Source organism: Leyella stercorea (genome assembly GCF_019052365.1).
GTDB lineage: Bacteria > Bacteroidota > Bacteroidia > Bacteroidales > Bacteroidaceae > Prevotella.
Genome location: NZ_JAHQUY010000017.1, coordinates 33,747 through 46,066 on the forward strand (window position 1 = coordinate 33,747; position 12,320 = coordinate 46,066).

13 protein-coding genes and 1 riboswitch are annotated in these 12,320 nt (G+C 52.3%); of the genes, 6 read left to right on the plus strand and 7 right to left on the minus strand.

The window, feature by feature from the left end:
- Positions 1–6: 6 nt before the first annotated feature.
- The 5 genes from rimO to mazG all read right to left on the minus strand — a co-directional run bounded on the left by rimO (position 7) and on the right by mazG (position 4,853).
- Complete coding sequence (gene rimO, locus KTQ90_RS04945) at positions 7–1,302, minus strand: 30S ribosomal protein S12 methylthiotransferase RimO (RefSeq protein ID WP_217317416.1); 1,296 nt, start codon at positions 1,300–1,302, stop codon at positions 7–9.
- A gap of 2 nt (positions 1,303–1,304) precedes the next feature.
- On the minus strand, positions 1,305–2,258 hold the full coding sequence (gene ftsY / locus KTQ90_RS04950; RefSeq protein ID WP_217317417.1) for a signal recognition particle-docking protein FtsY: 954 nt from the start codon (positions 2,256–2,258) through the stop codon (positions 1,305–1,307).
- Between the two features lie 134 nt (positions 2,259–2,392).
- The gene (locus tag KTQ90_RS04955) at positions 2,393–3,310 is read right to left on the minus strand and encodes a ribonuclease Z (RefSeq protein ID WP_217317418.1); all 918 of its coding nucleotides are present in this window, start codon (positions 3,308–3,310) and stop codon (positions 2,393–2,395) included.
- 81 nt (positions 3,311–3,391) lie between these two features.
- On the minus strand, positions 3,392–3,985 hold the full coding sequence (locus KTQ90_RS04960; protein WP_022158355.1) for a lipocalin-like domain-containing protein: 594 nt from the start codon (positions 3,983–3,985) through the stop codon (positions 3,392–3,394).
- 19 nt (positions 3,986–4,004) lie between these two features.
- Positions 4,005–4,853 (minus strand): nucleoside triphosphate pyrophosphohydrolase, encoded by an 849-nt coding sequence (gene mazG / locus KTQ90_RS04965; protein WP_217317419.1) that lies wholly within the window; start codon positions 4,851–4,853, stop codon positions 4,005–4,007.
- Positions 4,854–4,952: 99 nt separating this feature from the next.
- Here mazG and KTQ90_RS04970 point away from each other — a divergent pair, with 99 nt between their 5' ends.
- Positions 4,953–5,525 (plus strand): anthranilate synthase component II, encoded by a 573-nt coding sequence (locus tag KTQ90_RS04970; protein ID WP_217317420.1) that lies wholly within the window; start codon positions 4,953–4,955, stop codon positions 5,523–5,525.
- Here KTQ90_RS04970 and KTQ90_RS04975 read toward each other — a convergent pair.
- Both KTQ90_RS04975 and KTQ90_RS04980 read right to left on the minus strand, forming a co-directional pair.
- The gene (locus KTQ90_RS04975) at positions 5,522–6,205 is read right to left on the minus strand and encodes an aminotransferase class IV family protein (protein WP_217317421.1); all 684 of its coding nucleotides are present in this window, start codon (positions 6,203–6,205) and stop codon (positions 5,522–5,524) included. The genes KTQ90_RS04970 and KTQ90_RS04975 overlap by 4 nt on opposite strands.
- A gap of 12 nt (positions 6,206–6,217) precedes the next feature.
- Positions 6,218–7,213 carry an aminodeoxychorismate synthase component I gene (locus KTQ90_RS04980; protein ID WP_217317422.1) on the minus strand — a complete coding sequence of 332 codons (996 nt, stop codon included), beginning with the start codon at positions 7,211–7,213 and terminating at the stop codon, positions 6,218–6,220.
- A gap of 153 nt (positions 7,214–7,366) precedes the next feature.
- A riboswitch (TPP riboswitch) is annotated at positions 7,367–7,465 on the plus strand.
- A 108-nt stretch (positions 7,466–7,573) separates the two neighbouring features.
- On the opposite strand from KTQ90_RS04980, the gene thiD reads away from it, so the two are divergent.
- From thiD to KTQ90_RS05005, 5 genes are all read left to right on the plus strand, one after another.
- Positions 7,574–8,386: a bifunctional hydroxymethylpyrimidine kinase/phosphomethylpyrimidine kinase gene (thiD, locus tag KTQ90_RS04985; protein ID WP_217317423.1), complete on the plus strand. Its 813-nt coding sequence runs from the start codon at positions 7,574–7,576 to the stop codon at positions 8,384–8,386.
- Positions 8,383–9,006, plus strand: a complete 624-nt coding sequence (locus KTQ90_RS04990) for a thiamine phosphate synthase (RefSeq protein ID WP_217317424.1) — start codon at positions 8,383–8,385, stop codon at positions 9,004–9,006. The genes thiD and KTQ90_RS04990 overlap by 4 nt, the downstream gene beginning before the upstream one ends.
- Positions 9,006–10,589: a phosphomethylpyrimidine synthase ThiC gene (gene thiC, locus KTQ90_RS04995; RefSeq protein WP_217317425.1), complete on the plus strand. Its 1,584-nt coding sequence runs from the start codon at positions 9,006–9,008 to the stop codon at positions 10,587–10,589. The genes KTQ90_RS04990 and thiC overlap by 1 nt, the downstream gene beginning before the upstream one ends.
- 53 nt (positions 10,590–10,642) lie before the next feature.
- Positions 10,643–11,416 carry a sulfide-dependent adenosine diphosphate thiazole synthase gene (locus tag KTQ90_RS05000; protein WP_217317426.1) on the plus strand — a complete coding sequence of 258 codons (774 nt, stop codon included), beginning with the start codon at positions 10,643–10,645 and terminating at the stop codon, positions 11,414–11,416.
- A gap of 142 nt (positions 11,417–11,558) precedes the next feature.
- The gene (locus KTQ90_RS05005) at positions 11,559–12,149 is read left to right on the plus strand and encodes a thiamine phosphate synthase (protein ID WP_217317427.1); all 591 of its coding nucleotides are present in this window, start codon (positions 11,559–11,561) and stop codon (positions 12,147–12,149) included.
- The last annotated feature ends 171 nt before the right edge of the window (positions 12,150–12,320 follow it).

Consider the following 12,320-nt stretch of genomic DNA (forward strand, 5'->3'; position numbering starts at 1 on the left):
TACTATTTATTCCACTTCGCCATAGAGGTCGAAGTCGTCACTGTCTGTAATGCGCACATCGTAGAACGAGCCGACACGCAGACGGCGCGTAGCCTTGATGAGCACCTCCGGGTCTACCTCCGGCGAGCAGAACTCTGTACGACCTACATAGTAATCGCCCTCCTTGCGGTCGATGATGGTCTTTAGAACGCTGCCTACCTTGGCCGCTTCCATCTCAGCACTGATGCGCTGCTGCACAGCCATGAGCTTGTCGAGACGGCGCTGCTTAACCTCAGCAGGCACATCGTCCTCGTAATGTTCGGCGCTATATGTGCCTTCCTCCTCTGAGTAGGCGAAAGCACCCATACGCTCGAAGCGTGCCCACTTCACGAACTCTACAAGTTCCTTGAAGTCTTCCTCTGTCTCGCCAGGGAATCCGACGAGCAGCGTTGTGCGCAGATGCAGACCCGGCACCTCCTTGCGGATGCGCTCGATGAACTCCATTGTTTCTGCCTTAGTAACATGGCGGTGCATACGTGTGAGCATATTGTCGGAGATGTGCTGCAGAGCAATGTCGAGATACTTGCATACGTTAGGCTTCTCGCGAATAACGTCGAGCAGTTCGAATGGGAACTGGTTAGGATAAGCGTAGTGCAGACGAATCCACTTCACGCCTTTTATATCTGCAATGTCCGAGATAAGATCGGCGATGTGACGCTTGCCGTCGATGTCCACACCATAATATGTGAGTTCCTGAGCGATTATCTGGAATTCCTTCACGCCATTAGCCACGAGTTCACGCACTTCCTCCAGAATTTCCTCCTTCGGACGGCTGACATGCTTACCGGTGATGATAGGTATAGCACAATAAGCACAACGGCGGTCGCATCCCTCGCTAATCTTTATGTAAGCATAGTGATGCGGCGTAGTGATATGGCGAGCGCCAGAGCATGTAGGCTCTTCGGGTTTGCCGAGGTCGGTAAGCAACTGCTTGAAGTTGAACTTGCCGTAATATTTGTCCACCTGCGGAATCTCCTCCTCGAGCTCCTTCTGATAGCGCTGCGAGAGACAACCCATAACGAAGAGTTTGCTTATCTTGCCCTCTTCCTTAGCCTGAACGAGTTCGAGAATGGTGTCGATGCTCTCCTGCTTTGCGTCCTCAATGAAGCCGCAAGTGTTGATAACAACAATTTCGCCCTCGATACGCTTTGCATCGTGGGTGCAATGATATCCAGCCTGCTCGAAAAGTGTCATCAGCTTCTCGCTGTCGACAAGGTTCTTTGAGCAGCCCATGGTTATAATGTCTACCTGTCCTTTCTTCATAATTACTTCTTGAACAACGAATCGACGAACTGACGCTTGTTGAAAAGCTGCAATGCCTCCATCGACTCGCCGAGTCCGATATACTTCACCGGCACCTTAAGCTGGTCGCTGATGCCGATAACCACACCACCCTTCGCTGTTCCGTCGAGTTTAGTGATGGCAAGCGATGTGATCTGTGTAACCTGCGAGAACTGCTTTGCCTGTTCGAAAGCGTTCTGACCGGTACTGCCGTCGAGCACGAGCAGCACTTCGTCGGGTGCTTCGGGCAGCACCTTCTTCATAACATCCTTTATCTTCTTCAGCTCGTTCATCAAGCCCACCTTGTTGTGCAGACGTCCTGCGGTGTCGATGATTACGACGTCGGCGCCATTAGCCTTAGCCGAAGACAGGGTATCGAAAGCTACGGAGGCAGGGTCGGCACCCATCTGCTGCTTCACAACGGGCACACCGACGCGCTCGCCCCAGATGCAAATCTGCTCTACGGCAGCAGCACGGAATGTGTCGGCAGCACCGAGATACACCTTCTTGCCCGATTTCTTGAACTGATAAGCCAGTTTGCCAATGGTGGTTGTCTTGCCAACGCCGTTCACACCTACAACAAGAATTACGTAAGGACGATGATCGGTAGGCAATTCCCAATCCTCGTTATCAGCAGTGTTATTCTCGGTGAGCAGCGATGCAATCTCGTCGCGCATGATATTGTTAAGTTCCGACGTAGACACATACTTGTCGCGTGCCACACGTTCCTCGATGCGCTTGATAATCTTCAGGGTTGTGTCAACACCGATATCCGATGTGATAAGAGCCTCCTCAAGATTATCGAGCACTTCGTCGTCGACAGTAGACTTACCCATGACAGCACGAGAAATCTTGTCGAAGACGCTGTGTTTTGTCTTCTCCAGACCATTGTCAAGAACTTCTTTCTTGTTCTTATTAAAAAATCCAAAAATTCCCATATAACGTTATTTGTATGCAAAGATAGTGCAAATCGAAGACAATACAAAATATGCTCGCATATTTTTATTGTTGAGATGCAGCCTATCTTATTTAGAGATAGTGCAAATCGAAGACCTATGCTCGCATATTTTTATTACTTCAGTTCCACGACCATACCCTCACGCGTCAGTTCAGACGCAGGGAACACAGCGCGAGCCTCATCAAGAAGCACCTGCTCATTGTCGTATTTAGAGCTGTAATGACCAAGCAGCAGACGTCCTGCGTGAGCGTCGCGAGCCACCTGCGCCGCCTGCGCCGCCGTACTATGACAATACTTCGCAGCCTTCTCCGCATCCTCCGTAGCATACGTCGTCTCGTGATAGATGCACGTTGTGCCCTCAAGCTGCTTGTGCAGTTCGGGCAGATAGCAAGTATCGCTGCAGTAAGCATAACTGCGCGGCGGGTCGGCAGGGTGTGTCAGTCTACTGCTCGGTATCACGTTGCCGTCTTCGTCAGTCCACGACGCGCCGTTCTTTATGTTGTTTATCTGCGACACGGGGATATGGTAGAAGTCTATCATGTCGCGGCGTATATGCGGCAGCGTCGGCTTCTCGCGGAAGAGGAAACCGGCGCACGGCTCACGATGCTTCAGCGGAATAGACTCGACAGTCAGACTGCGATCCTCGTAGATGACAGCACGCTTCTTCGTATCGACGGCATGAAACTGTATCTCGTAGTCGAAATCGTTGCAGAATGTCTCCAGCAGCATGTCGAGCACCGGCTTCAGTTCTTTCGGCGCATAGATAGCGAGCGGCATGGTGCGTCCGAGCAAGCCGAACGACGAGAGCATACCGATGAGTCCGAAGCAATGGTCGCCGTGAATATGACTGATGAACACAGCGCAAAGGCGGTTGAAGCCTATCTTCGAACGGCGCATCTGCAGCTGAGTGCCCTCACCGCAATCGACGAGAAACTGCTTCTCGCGTATCTCCACCACCTGCGCCGAAGGATTATGGCGCAACGTGGGCAGCGCACTGCCGCAACCAAGTATATGTATCTTGAATGGTTCCATAGTTTTACACTATCTCCACTTGTTTTTCTTACTTCTTTCGTTTAAGAGCAGAGATTATTCTTTCGTTTAAAGAGCGGCTCTCTACTTCTGTCTCTTGAATGTAAAGATTCCGTTTGCGTTCTCCAGATAGAGCGAGTCGGCGCTCAGACCATCGATGGCGAATGTGTCGCGGTTGAGCAGCAGACTTCCGTTGAGAATCTTCCATGAAGTCCACGGATTGGTTTCGGCCTTAACGGCAGAGTGCACCGTTCCGCCCTCCTCTATCGTGAAGTTCTTGTCGATGCTTGTCCAATGTCCGAGCAGCGATGTAACGTTTATCACTCTGTCAGCCACCAGTTCGTCAGCCGTCTTATGACCCGTCACAGCCATCTTGTCGCCAGCCATGAGTCCGCCTTTCACGTCAGACGGAGTCTCCACCTCGGTCTCTGCATCCTGATCGAGAAGCGTATAGACGAGCGTGTCGCCGGCAGACGTAATCAGTTCGAGCGAGTGCATTGATGTACCTTCGCCACACACGCCGTAGACGGTGGTGTCGTTCACCTCCTCAGCCTCGGCTGCATTCTCCGGCTGCGCTTTCTCCGGCTTGCCGTTGCAGGCAGCCATAAGCAAGGCGAGGAACAGAAGTGCTACGCCTCCCTTACAGAAAGGGCGCAGCAATATTTCAAGACTCTTCATAATATCCTTATTTAAATGGTTATTCGTTGTTTTTCGCCTCATTCCAGAGCGCGTCCATCTCACCGAGCGTCATATCCTTCAGCGGTTTGCCAATCTTTATGCTGTGCTGCTCAATATAGTTGAAGCGGCGAATGAACTTGGCGTTTGTCTTTTCGAGAGCCGTGTCCGGATTAATCTTGTATAGACGTGCAGCGTTGATGAGCGAGAAGAGGAAGTCGCCGAACTCCTCTGTAGAGCGCTCCTTGTCCTCACGGCGCAGTTCAGCCTCCAGTTCGCCGAGTTCCTCGCGCACCTTAGCCCATACATCGCCCTTGTCTTCCCAGTCGAAGCCCACATTGCGCGCCTTGTCCTGCACGCGGTAAGCCTTGATGAGCGACGGCAGAGCGTCGGGCACACCGGCAAGCACACTCTTGTTGCCGTCCTTCTCCTTCAGCTTCAGCTGCTCCCACTTCTCCGTCACCTGCTGCGAAGTCTTCGCCGTGTTCTCCAGATGCTCGTCAGCCTGCTCGCCGTAAGGCAGCGGCTTCGGGTCGGGCGCACCCACCTGCGACGGATGATATACATGCGGATGGCGGTAGATGAGTTTGTCTACGAGCTTGTCGCACACGTCGGCGATGTCAAACTCGCCCTTCTCCTCTCCGATTCGTGCGTAGAAGCCCACGTGCAGCAGCACGTCGCCAAGCTCCTTGCAGATGTTCGGCTCGTCGTCTTTCAGCAGAGCGTCGCACAGTTCGTAAGTTTCTTCTATGGTATTCGGGCGCAACGACTCATTAGTCTGCTTGCGGTCCCACGGGCATTTCTCGCGCAATGTGTCGAGCACATCGAGCATACGTCCGAACGCTTTCAGTTTTTCTTCTCTTGTATGCATTTTTTACGATATAAAAACTCTGGTTGTTGTTGTATATAATTTCTGCAAAGTTACAAATAAAATTTTGATATTCAGAAATATTGTAATACCTTTGTTTGTATGAATATACTACTCATTGACAATTACGACTCTTTCACATACAATCTATTTCAGTACATAACCGAAGAAGGAGGCGCTGATATGAACGTAACCGTTTGGCGTAACGACCGCTTCGAGCTTGACGACGTGGAGCGTTTCGACAAGATTATACTCTCGCCTGGTCCGGGCGTGCCCGACGAGGCTGGCTTGCTGAAAGCCGTCATACGCCGGTACGCTCCAACGAAGCCCATTCTTGGCGTTTGCCTCGGCGAGCAGGCTATCGGCGAAGTGTTCGGCGCCGAGATTCTCAATCTGCCAACGGTGTTCCACGGCATACAGTCGAAGGTGAGCATCGTTGCCGACGATTATATCTTCAGCGATATGCCCGACAACATACTTGTGGGTCGCTACCACTCGTGGGTTGTGAAGCGGAACAAATTTCCTGCCGAACTGGAAGTGACGGCATTGAGCGAAGAAGGACTGGTAATGGCGCTAAGACACCGCACCTACGATGTGCACGGCATACAGTTCCACCCTGAATCGATACTCACTCCGGAAGGAAGGCGCATGATTCGCAACTTTATCACTCATTAGAAGTCGGTACGTAGCGGACGGAATCTGATTGGACGGCGAACGGAATCTGATTGGATGGCGGACGGAATCTGATTGGACGGCGGACGGAATCCGATGACATTCTCTAAGGCTATTTCACGCTCACCCAAATCAATCATAGCGTTGATGAGGCTCACTTTCTGCGCTTTCATCAACGCTTCTACGCTTATATCCGCTTCTTTCAGGATGTGCTTTTCGAGCAGACTGGCGCGCTTTGTGCCCTTGAGAAGCGGATGTCTGGGCGTAAGCCATTGCTCGCCGTCGAACACAGCGATGTTTGTGAACGAGGTGTCCGTAACCAGCCCGTTCTTTACGATTATTATCTCGTCGCAGTCGCCTTTCTGTGCTGTAAGACGATTAAGACTACTGCGGTCTGCGCTCTTGAACGAGTAGTCTATCCGGTCGTCCACAACCACCTTCAGACTGCGTATCTCGCGCATTGTATAGGGTGCGTATTGCACATCTACAACGCCCTGCCCATCGTACAAGACCCTTGCCTTGTAGAACTGCATGTCGGGCGTGGGCGACAGTACGTCGGCGAACGCAGGCACCGACGCATCAGCAAAGAAGTGGCGCATCGTGCGGCACATTCTTGACTGATGAAAACTTAGGTTCAGCGCCTTTCCGTCCTTTATCTTTATTGTTTCTACAAACTGCTGCATTATCACTTGCGTCTATTTTGTTATCGGGAGATACACCTTCTGCAGCACCTCCTCGTATTCCTTTTTGCACTGGCTCTGCGACGTTATGCCGCCGCCTGCCTTGAAGAACATTCCCTTGTCGGTCTGCTCTACGAATCGTATCATTACGGCTGAGTCGAGTTCGCCGTTGCTGTATATTCCCATGATGCCGGTATAGAATCCGCGCTGGTATGTCTCCGCCTCGTCTATTATCTGGCAGGTTTTCTTCTTAGGCGCACCCGTTACGCTTCCGGCAGGCAGCTGCGCTGCGAGTATGTCTCCGATGCGCTGCGTGTAGTCGGAGGGCAACTTGCCACTTATCTCCGAACTTGTCTGCAAGATGTCGCCCTTGTTGGTGTGAAGGACGTCTACGAAGCGGAACTTCTCTACCTTCACATCCTCAGCCACCGTGTTCAGATCGTTACGTATCAGGTCTACAATGGTTGCATGTTCTGCTGCTTCCTTCTTGTCGTCCATCAGCACCTGTTCGGCGTCAGGCAACGCAGCGTCGATTGTGCCCTTCATAGGGTAGGAATAGATTCTGCCGCCTCTTATCTGCACGAAAGTTTCGGGCGAGAAACACACGAACCGACCGATGCCTTGCGACGGATTGTTCAGCAGCAACTTGTACTTGCCTTTCGAGTGGCGGAAGATGTCCTCAATAGAAAGGTTGCAGCGCACCGCCACCTGGCATGTCAGGTTGGCGAGATAGCTATTGCCAGCCAGCATATTGTTCTTCACGATGTTGAAGCTGCGCTCGTATTCGTCGTACTGCGGTGCCTCCACCTCCCACTCTATCTCAGCAGGAAGCTGACTGGTGCTGCAATCAACGGCGTTGGTATGACTGCCGAAGTCGTAGAGACACTCGCAGGGGTCAATCTCCGCGAGTTTCTTAATATAAGCCTTGTCGCCTTTGTAGTCGACAACGAACAGAAAAGGTTCTCCGCTGCCGCCCAATTCGTTCAGCCTGTCTATTATATCTTTGTTCATACGTTTCTGGTGTAATGTTTTTAGCAAGTGCAAAATTACATCTTGTTTGCGAAAGCCACAAAAGTTGAGAGCGTGAATAAATCTTAAATTATATTTGCTTATTGCTGTTTTCACTAATAATTGGTTACTTTTGCCAACGTTTTAAATCGACAAACAAGAAATAAGGGGTGCTTCACGATTGTGTAGCTGAGATTATACCCATAGAACCTGACGCAGATAATGCTGCCGCAGGGATTGCTTCAGACATCCATACTTATTATATAAGGTATGACGTGATGCTCGGAGCTGTTTCTATTCCGTATTTTCTTTTGGTAGTAAGACCAGCGGATGCGCCTCCAGACAAAAAAAAAGACAAAGAGCATGAGGTACATTTGCGCACTTACCATTGCCGGTTCCGATAGTTGTGGCGGAGCGGGCGTTCAGGCTGACATTAAGACTATGTCGGCTTTAGGCGTTTATGCCGCTTCCGCCATCACGTCCGTCACGGTGCAGAACACATTGGGCGTGCAAGCCATTCAAGCCATACGGCCGGAGATAGTGGCTGGACAGATACGGGCGGTTATGGACGACATAAAGCCCACGGCTATAAAGGTAGGAATGGTGAACGACCAGGCTACTATCCTGGCTATTGCCGACACGCTGCAACAGTATTCTCCGCAAAAGCTCGTCGTCGACCCGGTAATGGTGTCTACGAGCGGTTCGATGCTCATGCAGAAGGACGCTTTGGGCACATTCTGCAGCCGCTTGCTCCCTATGGCTACCCTGCTCACGCCGAACATTCCCGAGGCGGAAGTGCTCTCCAACCTTTCTATCCGCTCTATTGATGACATGGATGCTACAGGACGCAGCATTTTGGCATTGGGCTGCAAGGCTGTGCTTATTAAGGGCGGACATCTTGAGGGCAGGAAGGTAGACAAGCTGTACCTGCCGAACGGCGAGGTTTGCTCGTTCGTTCATGAAGCGATAACCACACGCAACACGCACGGCACGGGCTGCACGCTGTCTTCTGCCATCGCTGCGTTCATGGCTCGCGGACTTGCATTGGCTGAAGCCGTAGCGCAAGCCAAGACTTACCTTTCGCAGGCCTTGGAAGCTGGCAAGGATGTGCACATCGGCGAAGGTCACGGACCGGTTAACCATTTGTTCAATCCCGAAAAACAAATTATCCTATGATACAGTTTATTACTCATTCCAACGAACGCTACGGATATGTAGAGGGCGCTCGCTTGGCACTTGAAGGCGGATGCCGATGGGTTCAGCTGCGCATGAAGGACGCCTCGGAGGAGGAGTTCGTGGCTGCAGCCGAACAGATTGGCAAGTTGTGCAGAGAGCACGAAGCGGTGTTCGTTCTCGACGACCATGCGGAGCTTGTGGAGCGCTGCGGAGCCGACGGCGTGCATCTCGGCAAGAACGACATGCCGGTTGACGAGGCGCGTAGGCTGCTCGGCAACGACATAATAATCGGCGGCACGGCTAACACCTTCGAAGACATTGAGCGTCTGCACCGGCAAGGCGCCGACTACATAGGCTGCGGTCCGTTCCGCTTCACCACGACAAAGAAAAACCTCTCGCCGGTGTTGGGTCTGGAGGGCTACAAGCGCATCGTCAGCGACATGAAGACACACGGCATCGCCCTGCCCATCGTAGCCATCGGCGGCATACTGAAGTCGGACATCGCCGACATAATGCAGACCGGCGTGACGGGCATCGCCGTAAGCGGCGGCATTCTGAACGCCGAACGTCCTGCAGAAGAAATGAAACAATTTATAAGCCTTATAAAACCAAACAGATAATGGAAACAAATATCAAATTCAACTATCCTTCTTCCGAGAAGGTGTATCTCAGCGGCAAGCTCTACCCCGAGATTAAGGTGGGTATGCGCAAAGTGAGCCTTACGCCTACCATCACAGTAGAGGGCGGCGAGCGTCGCGTCGAGCCTAACGATCCGGTGTATGTATACGACACAAGCGGTCCGTACAGCGACCCTAACGTGGAAATAGACCTGGAGAAGGGTCTGCCGAAGCTGCGCCAGTCGTGGATAGACGGTCGCAAAGAGGGCGAGACACAGATGTATTTCGCCAAGCAGGGCGTCATCACGCAGGAGATGGAGTATGTAGCCATACGCGAGAACATGAACTGCGAGGAGCTTGGCATCAAGACACACATCACTCCGGCATTCGTATGCAAGGAGATAGCCGAAGGCAGAGCTGTGATTCCTGCCAACAGAAAGCACCCGGAGTCGGAGCCTATGATCATCGGCACCAACTTCCTCGTGAAGATCAACACCAACATCGGCAACTCTGCCACCACTTCCGGCATGCTGGAGGAGGTTGAGAAGGCTGTATGGAGCTGCAAGTGGGGCGGCGACACATTGATGGACCTCTCAACGGGCAACGACATACACGAAACACGCGAGTGGATTCTGCGCAACTGTCCGGTTCCGGTAGGCACTGTGCCTATGTATCAGGCGTTCGAGAAGGTGAACGGCAAGGCAGAAGACCTCACTTGGGAGATATTCCGCGATACATTGATTGAGCAGTGCGAGCAGGGTGTCGACTACTTCACCATCCACTGCGGCATTCGTCTTCAGAACATCCACCTCGCCGACACTCGTCTTACGGGCATCGTAAGCCGCGGCGGCAGCATCATCTCCAAGTGGTGCAAGGTGCATCAGAAGGAGAGTTTCCTCTACGAGCACTTCGACGACATCTGCGACATCTGCGCCAAGTACGATGTTGCCATCTCTTTGGGCGACGGATTGCGCCCCGGTTCTACATACGACGCCAACGACGCTGCGCAGTTTGCCGAGCTCGACACTATGGGCGAACTGGTTGAGCGTGCTTGGGCAAAGAACGTTCAGGCATTCATCGAGGGTCCGGGACACGTGCCTATGCACAAGATCAAGGAGAACATGGAGCGACAGATCGAGAAGTGTCATGGTGCACCGTTCTACACGCTCGGTCCGCTCGTTACAGACATTGCTCCGGCTTACGACCACATCACTTCTGCCATCGGCGCTGCAATGATTGGCTGGTACGGAACGGCTATGCTCTGCTACGTTACGCCGAAGGAGCACCTCGCTCTACCTGAGAAGGAGGACGTACGCATCGGTGTCGTAACGTATAAGATTGCGGCTCACGCTGCCGACTTGGCTAAGGGTCACCCCGGAGCTACCATACGCGACAACGCCTTGAGCAAAGCTCGCTACGACTTCCGCTGGAAAGACCAGTTCAACCTGGCGCTCGACCCGGAGCGTGCACTCGAATACTACAAGTCGAGCAACAACGTTGACGCCAACTACTGCACGATGTGCGGTCCTAACTTCTGTGCTGCACGCATCAGCCACTCGCTCAAGAGTTGTCAGGAGGGCAAGTAAAACGGCTGAGAGAAAAGAAAAAGAATATAAAAACCCAATAAACACTTAATAAAATGATTGAAACACAAGTATCAAAAGGTATTATCACTACCTATTTCGACAAGCTTCAGAACAATTTGAACCTTGATGTAGCCATCGTTGGCGGCGGTCCTTCAGGCATCGTTGCCGCTTACTATCTGGCTAAAGCCGGACTGAAAGTGGCTCAGTTCGACCGTAAGCTCTCTCCCGGCGGCGGCATGTGGGGCGGCGCAATGATGTTCAACCAGATTGTCATTCAGGAGGAGGCGATGCACATCGTCAAGGATTTCGACATCAACTACGAGGCATTCGAGGACGGACTCTACACTATCGACTCTGTAGAGAGCACATCGTCGCTGCTCTATCATGCCGTACACGCCGGCGCTACCATCTTCAACTGCTACTCGGTAGAGGACGTGGTGTTCAAGAACAACGTGGTGAGCGGTGTGGTAGTCAACTGGACTCCGGTGCTGCGCGAAGGTCTGCACGTAGACCCGCTTAACATCATGGCTAAGTGCGTCATCGACGGCACTGGTCACGACAGCGAGATGTGCAAGGTGGTAGCACGCAAGAACGGCATACAGCTCGACACCGCGACTGGCGGCGTTATCGGCGAGCGTTCGCTCGACGTAGTAGAGGGCGAGCGCATGGTTGTTGAAGGCACACGCGAGGTATATCCTGGTTTGTATGTCTGCGGTATGGCTTCGTCTGCCGTTGCCGGCACTCCGCGCATGGGACCAATCTTCGGCGGCATGATGCTTTCGGGCAAGAAGGTTGCCGATATGATTATCGAGAAACTGAAGAAATAAGCAGGGATGGGTGCAGCTGTCTCCGCTCGGCTTCGCCGCTTGCCAGAGCAAGAACTGCACCAACCAAGCAAACAGTACACCTCAAAGGGGGTGCAGCTGTCTCAGCTGCACCAACCGAGCAATCACTACACATATTTCCACAATGAAATGGATCGTAATAACCTCTCCCGACTTCGTGTCGGGAGAGGCTCTTTTCATAGACCGACTGTTCGGTCACGGACTCGACTTGCTGCACCTGCGCAAGCCCGGCTCAACGATTGAGGCATGCAGAGAACTGCTACGGCAGATTCCAGAGCGATGGCATAGCCGCATAGTGCTGCACGACCACTTTCCGCTGACGGGCGAGTTCCTGCTTCACGGCATTCATCTCAACCGCCGCTGTCCTCATGCTCCCGACGGATATACGGGCAGCATATCCTGCTCGTGCCATAGTCTGGAGGAGGTAGCGAAGAAGAAGCCCACGTGCGACTACGTCTTCCTGAGCCCTATCTTCAACAGCATCTCAAAGGCAGGATACGAGGCTGCGTTCTCTACCGCCGCTTTGCAGCATGCAGCCGAAGAGGGCATCATCGACGCCAAGGTTTATGCGCTTGGCGGCGTGTCTAAAGAGCATATAGCGCAGCTGAAAGAGCTCTCGTTCGGTGGCGCTGCGTTCTTGGGCGACGTATGGCGCCGCATGTACGACCCTACTGTGGACGTTTATCTCGACGAACTGCGCAGCCTGCTCAGTTAGATGTTACTTGTTACTATTTCAAATTGCTCTTTGTACATCTTATTTTGCCATATATTTAATACGTGTGTTTAAAATTGTATCACTACTTACATAACTGACACCATCTATTTTGAACTTATTCTTTCTTATTAGAATCGTTATCTTTTTGTTGTTTTTATAAACAAGGTCGAC